The organism is Variovorax sp. OK605 (assembly GCF_900115445.1).
GTDB lineage: Bacteria > Pseudomonadota > Gammaproteobacteria > Burkholderiales > Burkholderiaceae_C > Variovorax.
Genome location: NZ_FOWL01000008.1, coordinates 174,568 through 188,059, shown reverse-complemented (window position 1 = coordinate 188,059; position 13,492 = coordinate 174,568). Strand labels below are relative to the sequence as shown.

Annotated in this window: 14 protein-coding genes; 9 read left to right on the top strand and 5 right to left on the bottom strand. The window is 69.7% G+C overall.

The genetic code is table 11. The features are described 5' to 3' along the window. Positions 1–29 precede the first annotated feature (29 nt). The 3 genes from BM013_RS21735 to BM013_RS21725 form a co-directional block, all read right to left on the bottom strand. Entirely contained in the window at positions 30–581 is a 552-nt protein-coding gene (locus tag BM013_RS21735) for a flavodoxin family protein (RefSeq protein WP_093129727.1), read from the bottom strand. 135 nt (positions 582–716) lie between these two features. Further along, the gene (locus BM013_RS21730) at positions 717–1,127 is read right to left on the bottom strand and encodes a DoxX family protein (RefSeq protein WP_093129726.1); all 411 of its coding nucleotides are present in this window, start codon (positions 1,125–1,127) and stop codon (positions 717–719) included. A gap of 77 nt (positions 1,128–1,204) precedes the next feature. Next, complete coding sequence (locus BM013_RS21725; RefSeq protein WP_093129725.1) at positions 1,205–1,906, bottom strand: pirin family protein; 702 nt, start codon at positions 1,904–1,906, stop codon at positions 1,205–1,207. Positions 1,907–2,076: 170 nt separating this feature from the next. On the opposite strand from BM013_RS21725, the gene BM013_RS21720 reads away from it, so the two are divergent. The 4 genes from BM013_RS21720 (at position 2,077) to trmB (ending at position 5,948) form a co-directional block, all read left to right on the top strand. Continuing rightward, positions 2,077–3,030 (top strand): LysR substrate-binding domain-containing protein, encoded by a 954-nt coding sequence (locus BM013_RS21720; protein ID WP_093129724.1) that lies wholly within the window; start codon positions 2,077–2,079, stop codon positions 3,028–3,030. A 146-nt stretch (positions 3,031–3,176) separates the two neighbouring features. Beyond that, positions 3,177–4,271, top strand: a complete 1,095-nt coding sequence (locus BM013_RS21715; RefSeq protein ID WP_093129723.1) for an NAD(P)/FAD-dependent oxidoreductase — start codon at positions 3,177–3,179, stop codon at positions 4,269–4,271. A 7-nt stretch (positions 4,272–4,278) separates the two neighbouring features. Further along, positions 4,279–5,184 (top strand): tRNA glutamyl-Q(34) synthetase GluQRS, encoded by a 906-nt coding sequence (gene gluQRS / locus BM013_RS21710; RefSeq protein ID WP_093129722.1) that lies wholly within the window; start codon positions 4,279–4,281, stop codon positions 5,182–5,184. Beyond that, on the top strand, positions 5,184–5,948 hold the full coding sequence (trmB, locus tag BM013_RS21705; RefSeq protein ID WP_093129721.1) for a tRNA (guanosine(46)-N7)-methyltransferase TrmB: 765 nt from the start codon (positions 5,184–5,186) through the stop codon (positions 5,946–5,948). Before gluQRS ends, trmB begins: the two co-directional genes overlap by 1 nt. Positions 5,949–5,972: 24 nt before the next feature. Here trmB and BM013_RS21700 read toward each other — a convergent pair whose 3' ends face one another. Beyond that, on the bottom strand, positions 5,973–6,485 hold the full coding sequence (locus BM013_RS21700; protein ID WP_093129720.1) for a TonB family protein: 513 nt from the start codon (positions 6,483–6,485) through the stop codon (positions 5,973–5,975). A 141-nt stretch (positions 6,486–6,626) separates the two neighbouring features. On the opposite strand from BM013_RS21700, the gene BM013_RS21695 reads away from it, so the two are divergent. Beyond that, positions 6,627–7,814: an ABC transporter substrate-binding protein gene (locus tag BM013_RS21695; RefSeq protein WP_093129719.1), complete on the top strand. Its 1,188-nt coding sequence runs from the start codon at positions 6,627–6,629 to the stop codon at positions 7,812–7,814. A 30-nt stretch (positions 7,815–7,844) separates the two neighbouring features. Here BM013_RS21695 and BM013_RS21690 read toward each other — a convergent pair whose 3' ends face one another. Beyond that, a complete protein-coding gene (locus tag BM013_RS21690; protein WP_093129718.1) occupies positions 7,845–8,576 on the bottom strand; it encodes a Crp/Fnr family transcriptional regulator in 732 nt (243 codons plus the stop codon). Positions 8,577–8,700: 124 nt separating this feature from the next. Between BM013_RS21690 and BM013_RS21685 the strand changes: the two genes are divergently transcribed. The 4 genes from BM013_RS21685 (at position 8,701) to BM013_RS21670 (ending at position 13,475) form a co-directional block, all read left to right on the top strand. Beyond that, complete coding sequence (locus BM013_RS21685; RefSeq protein WP_093129717.1) at positions 8,701–9,291, top strand: HD domain-containing protein; 591 nt, start codon at positions 8,701–8,703, stop codon at positions 9,289–9,291. Between the two features lie 28 nt (positions 9,292–9,319). Continuing rightward, positions 9,320–10,087 carry a class II aldolase/adducin family protein gene (locus BM013_RS21680; protein ID WP_093129716.1) on the top strand — a complete coding sequence of 256 codons (768 nt, stop codon included), beginning with the start codon at positions 9,320–9,322 and terminating at the stop codon, positions 10,085–10,087. Positions 10,088–10,208: 121 nt separating this feature from the next. Further along, entirely contained in the window at positions 10,209–11,087 is an 879-nt protein-coding gene (locus BM013_RS21675) for a bile acid:sodium symporter family protein (RefSeq protein ID WP_093129715.1), read from the top strand. A 114-nt stretch (positions 11,088–11,201) separates the two neighbouring features. After that, a complete protein-coding gene (locus BM013_RS21670; RefSeq protein WP_093129714.1) occupies positions 11,202–13,475 on the top strand; it encodes a glycoside hydrolase family 3 N-terminal domain-containing protein in 2,274 nt (757 codons plus the stop codon). The last annotated feature ends 17 nt before the right edge of the window (positions 13,476–13,492 follow it).

The following is a 13,492-nucleotide window of genomic DNA, read 5'->3' as shown; positions in this document are numbered from 1 at the left end:
GGGGGATGTCGCTTGTTGAATTTCTCGAATCAGGCGCGCGATGTTGCCACCGCGGCAAGACGCTCGCCGAACGCGCGCGCGGTGTCGAGGTCGCCCTTGGGGATCTCGGCCGAGCTCGCGTCCGACGGCGACTGCGTCAGCAGGCCGCCGTAGCCGCCCACGTAGTTCATCGAGTCGCGCGTGGCGGCCTTGTTGTTGGTCGGCAGGATGCCCATGCTGACCCACAGGCCGCTGTGCTGCATGGCCAGCGTCCACAGGTAGGTCATGGTGGTGACCTTGTCGCCGTTCATGGTGGCGCTGTTGGTGAAGCCGGCGAAGAGCTTGTCCTTCCAGCCTTGCGTGTACCAGACCTTGGAGGACGCATCGGCGAACTTCTTGAACTGCCAGCTCACGCCGCCCATGTAGGTGGGCGAGCCGAAGACGATCATGTCGGCCGCGGCCAGCAGGTCCCAGCCGCCTTCGGCCAGGTTGCCGTCGGCATCGATGGCCAGCAGCTGCGCGCCGGCGCTGTCGGCCACGGCTTGCGCCACGCGCTGGGTGTGGCCGTAGCCGGAATGGAAGACGACGACGATGTTGGCCATTGGGTTTTTCTCCAGGGATTGAATGAGAGCGTCGAGGGCGAGCCCGAAAGCGGAAGGCGGAATGCGGGAGGCATTTCGGGGCAGAGCACGCCATTCGGCGTGATCGTGCCCCGGGAAACGGAAAGAAGAAAGCGCTCAGTTCCTGTCGATGCTGAAGCGGCCGGGACCGAAGGCGGCAAACGACAGCAGGCCGCCGGCGATGGCCATGTTCTTGAAGAACTGGATGTTCTGCGTCGCGTCGGCCCAGAACTTGTGGAAGAACAGCGCCGTCGCCACGGTGAAGACCGCCATGATCAGCGCCGTCCAGCGCGCCTTGAAGCCGACCAGCAGCGCAATGCCCAGGCCCAGTTCCACGATGATCGCGATCGCTGCCGCGACCTCGGGCAGCGGCAGGCCCGCCACCTTGGTGATGTAGCCGACGGTGCCCGCGAAGCCCATCAGCTTGCCGAAGCCGGCGGGGATGAACAGCGTGGCGATCAGGATGCGGCCGATCAGCGCCAGCGTGTCCTGGGCTGCAGCAAGGGGGTGGTTGGTTGTGGTTGCCATGGTTGAAAAACTCCTCGGTTGTTGAAATTGAAACGGGAACAGGAAAAGCCGGGCGACGAGCGCCCGGCCGGGGAACATCAGGCGGCCAGGTCGAACACCAGCACTTCGGCGTCCTTGCCGCCGGCCAGCGCCAGCTGCGATTCGCCTTCGAGCATCGCGGCGTCGCCGCCCACGAGCTTCTGGCCGTTCACCTCGAGCTCGCCGCGCACCAGGTGCACATAGCTCTTGCGGGCCGGGTCGAGCGCCAGGCTGGCCTTCTCCTCACCGTCGAGCAGGCCGGCGTACAGGCGGGCGTCGGCATTCACCGTCACCGAGCCGTCGCTGCCGTCGGGCGAGGCCACCAGGCGCAGCTTGCCGCGCTTCTCGGCGTCGGAGAACTGCTTTTGCTCGTAGCCCGGCGCAATGCCGCGCTCCTTCGGCAGGATCCAGATCTGCAGAAAGTGGGTGGTCTCGTCGGCCTTGTGGTTGAACTCGCTGTGCATCACGCCGCGGCCCGCGCTCATGCGCTGCACGTCGCCCGGCGGAATGCTTTCCACGTTGCCCATGCTGTCCTTGTGCGCCAGCTCGCCCGAGAGCACGTAGCTGATGATCTCCATGTCCTTGTGGCCGTGGGTGCCGAAGCCGGCGCCCGCCGCCACGCGGTCTTCGTTGATCACGCGCAGGTTGCCGAAGCCCATGTGGGCCGGGTCGTAGTAACCGGCGAACGAAAAGCTGTGGAACGAGCGCAGCCAGCCATGGTCTGCATAACCGCGTTCCTGGGATTTACGAACTTGCAACATCGTCGAACTCCTTCTTGTGGCCTGCCCAGCCCCTTGGGGGGTGGTCCGGGCCTTCTTCGTATGCCGCGCCGGATGCGCAGCGGATGTAGGGAACTTTAGGTCCGCACCCCCTTTGAAAAGACGCCGCGGTTTGATGGCACCATTCAAATATTTTGATCAATGGAGCCGCCATGCCCAGTCCCCGCGACGTGCTGACCCCCGACGCCCTCGCCATGCTCCAGACCGTGGCCGCCACCGGCAGCTTTGCCGCCGCCGCCCGCGCGCTCGACCTGGTGCCCAGCGCGCTGAGCTACCGGGTGCGCCAGATCGAGGACGCGCTCGACGTGCTGCTGTTCGACCGCAGCGCGCGCCAGGCCAAGGTGACCGAGGCCGGCGCCGAACTGCTGCGCGAGGCCGACCGCCTGCTCACCGAGATCGACGCGGTGGCCAACCGCGTGAAGCGCGTGGCCACCGGCTGGGAGCCGATGCTGACCATCGCGGTAGACAGCGTGATCGCGCGCGACCCGCTGCTCGACCTGGCCACGGCCTTCTTCGCGCTGGAGCCGCCCACGCGCCTCAAGCTGCGCGACGAGACGCTGTTCGGCACCATCGAGGCGCTGACCAGCGGCGAGGCCGACCTGGCCATTGGCGCGGTGCTCGACGCGGACAGCCTGACCTTCACCGCCACCGGCATCCGCAGCCGGCTGCTGGGCGAGTTGCCCTTCGTCTATGCCGTGGCGCCGCACCATCCGCTGGCACGCGTGGCCCAGCCGTTGAGCGACGTCGTGATGCGCCAGCACCGCGCGGTGGCCGCGGCGGACTCGGCCCGCCACGGCACGCCCATGACCGTGAACCTCATGGGTGGGCAGGACGTGCTCACGGTGCCGAGCATGCAGGCCAAGGTGGCGGCGCAACTGCACGGGCTGGGCGGGGGCTTTCTGCCCGAGCCGATGGCGCGGCCGTACATCGAGGCCGGCCACCTGGTGGAGCTGGAGACCGAGCGCAAGCCGCCGCGCGGCGCGCTGCATTGCGCATGGCGCGTGCGCAGCGCGGGCAAGCCGGGGCGCGCGCTCGAATGGTGGCTGGCGCAGTTCGAGCACGAGGGCACGCGGCGTGCGCTGCTCGAACGGCATCGGGGACGGTGAGGGCCGTCTCCCCACGAGCGGTTGATGAGTATTGCCGAGGATCCGCGCGGCGGCGCTAAGGGTGTGCCCTCAGGCGAAGCGGCTGCCGGACCGATGTAGAGTGCAGACACATCCAACCGCATTCCCTCCAGAAGAAAGCGTTCGTCATGACCACTCGCGCAACTGCAAAGAAGCCGGCCAAGCCGGCCGACCGCCACCGAACCCCAGCCACCCCGCGCCATTACGCCGTCGTCGGCGCCGGCATCGCCGGGGTGGCCTGTGCGAGAACGCTGGTGCAAGCCGGCCACAAGGTCACGGTGTTCGAAAGCCGGGCCACGGCCGGCGGCCGCATGGCCAGCGTCGACACCACGTTCGGGCGCTTCGACAGCGGCGCACAGTACTTCACCGTGCGCGATGCGCGCTTCGCGCTGGCGCTCGAGGCCACGCCCGGCGTGTGCAAGCGCTGGAGCGCCAACCTCGTGCGCGTGCTCGACGCCCACGGCCGCGTGGCCGAAGCGGCACTGCCCTCGCTCGAGCCCCACTGGGTGGCCCAGCCCGGCATGGACGCGCTGGTGGCGCACTGGGCGCTGCCGCTGGGCAACAGCCTCGTCACCGACACGCAGGTGACGCAGATCGAACCCGACGCGCTCGACCCGAAACGCTGGCAGCTGCGCACCGCGGGCGCCGAAGACTCGACGCACGTGTACTCCGGCTTCGACGCCGTGCTGCTCGCCGTGCCACCCGCGGGCGCCCGCGCGCTGCTGGGCGACGGCAAGCTCTCGGCCACGCTCAGCCGCAAGATCGAACGCGTGACCATCGCGCCCTGCTGGACGCTGATGATCGCCTTCCCCCAGGCCAACCAGCCCACCATGTCGCACCTGGGCCCGCAGTGGAACGCGGCGCGCAGCAACCACCACCGCGTGGCCTGGCTGGCGCGCGAATCGTCCAAGCCCGGGCGCGAACGCATCGAGCGCTGGACGCTGCAGGCCAGCGCCACCTGGTCGCAGGAACACCTGCGCGACACGCCCGCGCGCATCGAGGCCAAGCTGCTGCGCGCGTTCTCCGAGATCACCGGCATCTACGCCACGCCCGCGCACGCACAGGCGCTGCGCTGGAACGAAGCGCAAACGCAGGTGCCCGTGGGCACCACGCACCTGTGGGACGCCAAGGCGCGCATCGGCGTGGCCGGCGACTGGTGCACCGGCCACCGCGTGGAAGACGCGTTCCTCTCGGGCCTGTCGCTCGCGCTGCAGGTCATCTGATCCGCGGATGGGGGAGACCGGCCGCTTCGCGCCCTCGCCCACCGGGCCGCTGCATGCGGGCTCGCTGGTGGCCGCGCTCGCCAGCTGGCTCGACGTGCGCGCACGCGGCCCGCAAGCGCGCTGGCTGATCCGCATCGAGGACGCCGACACCGAACGCTGCCTGCCCGGCATGGGCGAGCACATCCTGCGGCAGCTGGCCGCCTGCGCCCTGCTGCCCGACGAAACGCCGGTGTGGCAGACGCAGCGCACGGCGCGCTACGACGCCGCGCTGGCGCGGCTGCAGGCCCTCGGCCTCGCCTACCCCTGCGGCTGCTCGCGCAAGGACATCAGCGAGGCGCTGGCGCGGCTGGGCCGCACGCCCGAGCGGCACGGCGAGCGCGTGTACCCCGGCACCTGCCGCAGCGGCCTGCACGGCAAGCCCGCGCGCGCCTGGCGCTTTGCCACCGGGAAGTTCGCGGCGGACAACCCGCTGCACTGGAGCGACCGCCGCCTGGGACCCCAATGCCAGGACGTGGCCGCGGAGGTCGGCGACTTCGTGCTGCGCCGCGCCGACGGCCCGTGGGCCTACCAGCTCGCGGTGGTGGTCGACGACGCCGAACAGGGCGTGAGCGACGTGGTCCGCGGCGAAGACCTGGCCGACAACACCGCGCGCCAGGTCCTGCTGCAGCGCGCGCTGGGCTTGGCCACGCCGAGCTACCTGCACACGCCGCTGGTGCGCGGCGCCGACGGCGACAAGCTGTCGAAGCAGAACGGCGCCACGGCGATAGACACCGGTACGCCGGAAGCCGCGCTGGCCGCCCTCGGCGATGCCGCGCACATGCTCGGCCTGGGGCCCGCCACGGCCCGCCATTGCGCGGACGCCCTGGCCGCTTGGGTGCCGCAGTGGCGCGCTCTCTACAATTCGCGGCCGTAATGAATTTTCCCGACACAGTGCCCCACGACCTCCCGCCCAGCGACGATGCGCCCGCTTCCGAAGACAGCGAGGACGCGGGCAAGCCGCATCCGCTGCACCGCCGCCTCAAGAGCTTCGTCAAACGCGGCGGCCGCACCACCGACGGGCAGGCACGCGCCTTTTCCGAACTGGGCCCGCTGTACCTCGTGCCCTACAAGCCTGAGCCGATCGACCTGAGCGAGGCCTTCGGCGGCCGCGCCGGCCCCACCGTGCTGGAAATCGGCTTCGGCATGGGCGAGGCCACGGCGCACATCGCGACCGTGCTGCCCGAGACCAACTTCTTCTGCTGCGAAGTGCACGAGCCCGGCGTGGGCGCGCTGCTCAAGCGCATCGGCGAGCAATCGCTGTCGAACATCCGCATCTGCGCGCACGACGCGGTCGACGTGCTCGACCACATGCTGCAGCCCGGCACGCTGGACGGCGTACACGTGTTCTTCCCCGACCCGTGGCACAAGAAGCGCCACAACAAGCGCCGGCTGATCCAGCCCGAGTTCGTGACCAAGCTGGCGCAGCACCTGCGCCGCGGCGGCTACATCCACTGCGCCACCGACTGGCAGCCCTATGCCGAGCAGATGCTGGAGGTGCTCTCCGGCGAGCCGCTGCTGCGCAACACGGCCGAGGCCTACGCGCCCAAGCCCGCGTACCGGCCGCTCACCAAGTTCGAGAACCGCGGCATCAAGCTGGGCCACGGCGTGTGGGACCTGGTGTTCGAACGCAAGGCCTGAGCGGCGCTCCCGCCGCGGGGTCCGTCAATCCGTCCTGAACTTGAGCGGCACCCGCACCCGGGTGCGCACCACGCGGCCGTCCGCCGCGCGCGCCGGGTCGAAACGCCAGTACGGCACCACCGCCATCACCGCCTTCGAAAAGGCCGGGTGCGTGGACCGCTCGATCCGCACGTCTTCGGGCACGCCCGTCTCGCCGATGGCGAAGCTCAGCACCACCTCGCCCGGCTGGTCCTGCTCGAGCATTTCCTTGGGGTAGTTCGGCTCCATCCGCTTGCGGAGGACCGCCTGCGTCACGGGCGCCGGAGCGACCGCGCGCGGCGCCGACACCTCCACCGCCGACTGCGGTGGTGACTGCGGCGGCGCGGTCACCGCGATCTCCTGGACCGCGGGCACAGGCGCTTGCGGCTGCATCTGCGTCTGCGTCTGCGGCTGCGGCTGCGTCTGCGTCTGCGTCTGCGGCTGCGGCTGCGTCTGCGGCTGCGGCTGCGTCTGCGTCTGCGTCTGCGTCGATTCGACATGCCTCGGCCCCGTCGCCATGCACCCCGCCAGTGCCAGCAACACCCCCACCCCACACCATCGGACAGCTGATTTCATCAGGGCAATTCTGGAGCACCCGCCGTCTTCCCCCTTGGCCTCGAAATTGCTACACTTTTTTACTACTGTTTAAGAAAGTGTCCTATGAACACATCGCGCAGGGAATGGCTCGGGAAGGCCGGGGGTGCACTGCTCCTGGGGAGCGGCATGGGCAGCGTGGCGGGCTCCGCCATGGCGCAGGCGGCACGCGCGGCCAGCGGCGGCGGCGGTGGCGGTGCGGCGCGGGTCGTGCTGCTGGGGCAATCGGTGCCGCTCACGGGCGGCGCCGGTGAAATCGGCAGCGCCTTCGCCGCCGGCAGCCGCCTCGCGGTGACCGACTTCAACGAACGCAACGCCGCCACGGGCCTCCAGCTGAAGCTGCTGCAGCTCGACGACGGCTACGACGCGGCCCGCGCCACCGCCAACGCGCGCACCCTGCTCACCACGAACAAGGCCGACATGCTGTTCGGCTTTGTCGGCACCGCCAGCAGCGAGGCCGGCGCCAGCGTCGCCACGCAGCAGGGCAGCCTGCTGTTCGCCCCCTTCGCCGCCTCCGACACGCTGCGCGCCGCCGACCACCCGAACGTGTTCCATGTGCGCCCCGGCATGATCGACGAGGCCCTCAAGATCGTGCGCCAGTGCGCCACCGTGGGGCAGACGCGCGTGGCGCTGGTCGGCGACGACGACGCCATGGGCCGCGCCGGCCTCGCGGCGGTCGAGCAGGCCATCACCGAGCTGAAGCTGCCTCCCATGGTGGCCACCGCGCTGGTGCCGCCCAGCGGCGACAAGCTCGACGCCGCCTTGAAGACCGTGCAGTCGAAGTCGCCCCAGGCCATCGTGCTGGTGTCGCTGTCGGGCACCACGGCCAACGCCATCCGCAAGCTGCGCAAGAGCGGCTACGCGGGCAACTTCATGGCCTTCTCGATCGTCGGCATCGACCCGCTCTACGCCACGCTGGGCAAGGACATCGGCGGCATCGTCATCTCGCAGGTGGTGCCGTCGCCGCGGCCGTCGGCCATCCCGATCGTCAAGGAGTACCTGGCGGCCATCGACAACTCCGACCAGGCCGCGTCGTACGAAGGGCTCGAGGGCTTCATCGCCGCCAAGGCGGCCGGCGAGGCGGTGCGCCGCGCGGGCCGCGGCTTCACCACCGCGAGCCTGCAGCGCGTGATGACCGGCATGACCGACTACGACGTGGGCGGCTTTCGCATCAACCTGCGCCCCGGCCTGCGCGACAACGTGCGCAGCATCGACCTGATCAGCATCTCGGCCGACGGGCGCGTGCTGCGCTGAGGCCCGCGCGGGGCCAGGCAGGGGCACCTGCTACCCCGTGCTCACCAGCGCCTGCAGCGCGTCGAGCGACAGCAGCTCGATGCGCCCGTAGCCCAGCGCGATCACGCCCTCGCCCGCCAGCGCGTTGAGCTCCTTCGACAGCGTCTGGCGCGTGATGCCCAGCATCATCGCCAGCGCCTCCTGCGGCAGCTTCAGGTCGTGCCGCAGCTGCACCGACTGCGTGGCGTCGCCGCGTGCCAGCACCAGCAGCCGGTGCGCCACGCGCGCGCGCAGGCTGCGCAGCGTGGCGTCCTCGGCCAGGCCGTAGAGCATGCGCACGCGGGCGGCCAGCATGGCGGCGATGGCGTTGGCGAACACGCCGTCGCGCATCAGCTGCACGAAAGCCTCGGGCGGCACCACCAGCAGGTCGAGCGCCTCGAGCGCGGTGGCGTCGTGCGTGCGCGGCGAGCCGTCGATCAGCGTGATCTCGCCGAACCAGTTGCCCGGCTCCAGCACCGCGAGGATGGCCTCGCGCCCGTCCTGGCGCAGCGACGAGATCTTGATGCTGCCGGCCACCAGCGCGTAGAAGCCGCCGCCGGCCGCATGGATGGGGTCGCCCTGGCGGAACACCATGGCGCCGCGGCGCACGTGCAGCAGTGCGGCCGCGCCCAGCAGCGCCTCGCGCTGGACGCGCGGAATGCTCGTGAACCACGGGTTGCGCTCCAGCGCGGCGCGGTGCGCGGCCGACAGACGTGAGATCCGGGGTTTGGGAGAGGTGGCCATGCGGGGGTTTACCAGAGGCCTGCATTGTCAAATTCTTGACAGTTGAGCGTCAAGCGCAGGCATACAGTGGCCACACCTCGAGACACCACACGACACCCCGCAAGAAAAGACGGAGACCCTCACGATGAATGCACGGGCAAGTTTCAAGAGCATGCAGGAAAGCACGCGCGAAGACTGGCAACTGATCGGCGGCGAGTTCATGCAGTTCACGGGCGGCCTGCCCGCGCGCGTGATCAAGCACCTGCAGATCCTCGAAGGCGACTACGGCGGCTTTCCGGTCGACCGCTACACCCACTCGCTGCAGACCGCCACGCGCGCCCTGCGCGACGGCCGCGACGACGAATACGTGGTGTGCGCCCTGCTGCACGACATCGGCGACACGCTCGGCAGCTTCAACCACCCCGACATCGCCGCGGCCATCCTCAAGCCCTTCGTGAGCGAGGCCAACCACTGGATGGTGCAGCACCACGGCATCTTCCAGGGCCACTACTTTTTTCACCACATCGGGCTGGACCGCGACATGCGCGACAACTTCAAGGACCACCCGCACTACGCGCACACGGCCGAGTTCTGCGCGCTGTACGACAACCCCGCCTTCGACCCCAAGGCCGAGACCCTGCCCATCGGCGAATTCGAACCGATGCTGCGCCGCGTGATGGCCCAGCCCAGGCAGAGCATCTACAAGGCCGCGCTCACCGAGCCCGCCGCCGCCTGACACATCCCACAAAAAGGACACCCCCCCAATGAACGCCTTCTCCCAACCCGAAATCCAGAAGCTCGTCTCCGCCGAGGAATGGCAGCTTCGCGTCGACCTCGCCGCCTGCTACCGCCTGGTGGCGCTGTACGGCTGGAGCGACCTGGTCTTCACGCACATCAGCGCGCGCGTGCCCGGCCCCGAGCACCACTTCCTGATCAACCCCTACGGCCTGATGTTCGACGAGATCACCGCGTCCAGCCTGGTGAAGGTCGACCAGCAGTGCAACAAGGTCATCGACTCGCCCTACCCGGTGAACCCGGCGGGCTTCGTGATCCACAGCGCGGTGCATGCCGCGCGTGAAGATATCCAGTGCGTGCTGCACACCCACACCAAGGCCGGCATCGCGGTCAGCGCGCAAAAGAACGGCGTGCTGCCCATCAGCCAGCAGTCGACCTTCGTGCTGGCCTCGCTGGCGTATCACGACTACGAAGGCGTGGCCTTCCGCGACGACGAGAAGCCGCGCCTGCAGGCCGACATGGGCCATGCCAACTTCCTCATGCTGCGCAACCACGGCTTGCTGACCTGCGGCAAGACCATTGCCGACGCCTTCCTGTCGATGTACACCTTCGAGAACACCTGCCAGATCCAGATCGCGGCGCAATCGGGCGGCAGCGAGCTCACCCACGTGAACCCGAAGATCATCGACGGCGTAGGCCAGGCGATGAAGGTGCAGAGCGGCGGCCTCGGCGGCATGTTCGTGTGGCCTTCGCTGATCCGCAAGCTCGACCGCGTCGACGACAGCTACAAGCAGTAAGACACCAGAGACCCTCCGGGGTCGCCCGTTTTCCACGGCTGCCAGTGCCTGCGCGACAGGTGCTGGCGGCCGTTTTTTCAACCGAGAACAAGCACAGGATTCCCCGAGGAGACACACCCCCATGGACGCCACCGTCATCGTCACGCGCTTCCTGTTCGGCGCGCTCGCGCTCGTCATGTTCGGGCTGGGGCTTTCGCTCTCGCCCGCCGACTTCAGGCGGCTCTTCAAGCACCCGAAGGCGGTCACGCTGGCGCTCGTGCTGCAGGTCGCCGGGCTGCCGCTCGCGTGCTATGCGATCGTCGTGGGCTTCGGCCTGCCGCCGGTGTTCGCCGTCGGGCTCATGCTGCTGGCGGCCTCGCCCGGCGGCATTTCGGCCAACCTGTTCTCGCACCTGTTCGGCGGCAACGTGGCCATGAACATCTCGCTCACGGCCGTGAACACGCTGCTGTCGATCGTCACGCTGCCGCTCATCGCCAACTGGGCCATCGGCCATTTCGCCGATGGCGGCCAGGTGGTGCCCCTGCAGACGCGCAAGCTGGTGGAGGTGATCGCCATCGTGCTGGTGCCGGTGGCGCTCGGCATGTTCGTGGCCTCGCGCCGGCCCGCCTTCGCGGCGCGCATGGAAAAGCCGACCAAGATCTTCAGCGGCGTGGTGCTCGCGGTGGTCACGGTGCTGGCCATCGCCAACGAGTTCAGCACGCTCACCGCCGCCTTCGCCCAGATCGGCCCGGCCGTGGTGCTGTTCAACCTCGTGAGCCTGTTCGCGGGCTACTACCTGAGCCGCGCCGCCGGCCTCGACAAGCCGCTGGCCACCGCCATCAGCTACGAGATCGGCATCCACAACTCCACGCTCGCCATCTTCATCGCGGTGAGCGTGCTGGGCAGCTTTCCGCTGGCGCTGCCGGCGGCGATCTACTCGGTGGTGATGTACGTCACGGCGCCGCTCTTCGGCTGGGCGCTGTTGCGGCGGCCGGCGCCCGGGGCCGCGACCGCGCAATAACGAGCGGCGAAACAGCTCCGCGGGCTGCACGTGGCAAGCTATCGGCGAACGCCTACGGCACGCGCGGTAACCCGCCGAACCGGGGCGTTTGCCATATCTGGAGAATAGGCGGCCATGCATGTTCGAACCCCGCGCTCCCTGGCGTCCTTTTTCGCTCCCGCCTGCGCCGCCTTCCTCCTCCTCGCCTCCCTCCTGCCGCCCGCGGCCGCGCAGACACCCGAAGCCCGCATCGAAGCCCTCATCGCCCGCATGACGGTGCAGGAGAAAGCCGGCCAGCTCAGCCTGTACGGCCCCGCCGACATCGAGACCCCCAACAACCCGCAGGCCGGCTGGCGCAACGCGCAGCAGGAAACCGCCGACGTGCGCGCCGGGCGCCTCACGGGTCTCTTCAACAACGCCGGCCTCGAAGGCAAGCGCCGGCTGCAGCAGATCGCGGTGAACGAGTCGCGCCTGGGCATTCCGCTGATCTTCGGCGCCGACGTGATCCACGGCTTTCGCACCATGTTCCCGATGCCGCTGGCCGAGGCCTCGAGCTGGGAGCCCGCGCTGGCCGAGCGCACCACGCGCGCGGCGGCGGTCGAGGCCACGGCCGACGGCTTTCGCTGGACCTTCGCGCCCATGGTCGACATCGCGCGCGACGCGCGCTGGGGCCGCGGGCTCGAAGGCGTGGGCGAAGACGTGTACCTGGCCAGGCAGTTCGCCGCCGCGCGCGTGCGCGGCTTCCAGGGCCCCGACCTCTCGCGCGCCGACGCCATGCTGGCCACGCCCAAGCACTTCGCGGCCTACGGCGCGGCCGAGGGCGGGCTCGACTACAACGTGAGCGACATCTCCGAGCGCACCCTGCGCGAGGTCTACCTGCCGCCGTTTCGCGCCGCGCTGGACGCGGGTGCGCTGTCGGTCATGAGCGCCTTCAACGAGATCGGCGGCGTGCCCTCCACCGCCAACCCCGCGCTGCTCACCGGCGTGCTGCGCGACGAGTGGAAGTTCAAGGGCTTCGTGGTGTCCGACTACACCGCCGACGAAGAACTGGTGGAGCACGGCTATGCCGCCAACCCGCGCGAGGCCGCCAAGCAGGCCTTCATGGCCGGCACCGACGTGAGCATGCAGAGCGGCCTGTACATGCGCTACCTGCCCGACCTCGTGGCCTCGGGCGAGGTGCCGATGGCGCGGCTGGACGAAGCGGTGCGACGCGTGCTCTACGTGAAGCAGCGGCTCGGCCTGTTCGACGACCCGATGCGCGGGCTCGACGGCCCGCCCGCCGCGCAACGCGTGGAGAACCCCGAGTTCATCGCGCTGGCCCGCGAGGACGCGCGCCGCTCCATCGTGATGCTGAAGAACGACCGCATGCTGCTGCCGCTGCCCAAGGCCGGCACGAAGATCGCGCTGGTCGGCCCTTTCGCCGAAGGCACCATCGACCTGATGGGCGCCTGGAGCCTGTTCCCGGGCCAGTCGGCGCCGGTGGGCATCGACCAGGGCCTGCGCGCCGCGCTCGGCCCCGGCTCGTCGGTGAACGTGGTGCGCGGCTCGGGCATCGAGAGCGCGCTGCCCGGCGGCATCGACGCCGCGGTGGCCGCCGCCAAAGACGCCGACGTGGTGCTGCTGGCCATCGGCGAGAGCCAGAAGATGTCGGGCGAGGCGCGCTCGCGCAGCGACATCGGCATTCCGCAGGCGCAGCAGGACCTGGCCGAGGCCGTGGCCGCCACCGGCAAGCCGGTGGTGGTGCTGCTGAGCAACGGCCGCGCCATGGCGCTGAAGGGCGCGGTGCGCGATGCGCGCGCCATCCTCGTCACCTGGTTCCTCGGCGTGCAGACCGGCCACGCCATCGCCGATGTGCTGTTCGGCGACTTCAACCCTTCGGGCCGCCTGCCCGTGAGCTTTCCGCAGACCGCAGGCCAGGTGCCCTACTACTACGGCCACAAGCGCACCGGCCGGCCCACGCCGGCCAACGCGCCCGAGACGGCCTTCAAGGCGCGCTTCATCGACGCGACGAACGAGGCGCTCTACCCCTTCGGCTTCGGCCTGGGCTACTCGCCGGTGCGCTACGACAGCGTCGAGCTCAGCAGCGAGCGCATGCCGCTGGCCGGCACGCTGCGCGTGCGCGCCACCGTCACCAACACCGGCCAGCGCGACGCCGAGGAAGTGGTGCAGCTCTACATTGCCGAGCGCGCCGCGAGCGTGACGCGGCCGGTGCGCGAGCTCAAGGGCTTTCGCAAGCTGAGCATCGCGCCGGGCGCGTCCGAGCAGGTCGAGTTCACGCTCACGGCCGAAGACCTGCAGTTCATCGGCCGCGACATGAAGCCGGTGGTCGAGCCCGGCGAGTTCGACCTGTGGGTCGCGCCCTCGGCCGTGGGCGGCATCCGCAGGCACTTCGTGCTGACGCGCGAGTGAAGATGCCGACCCGTCCA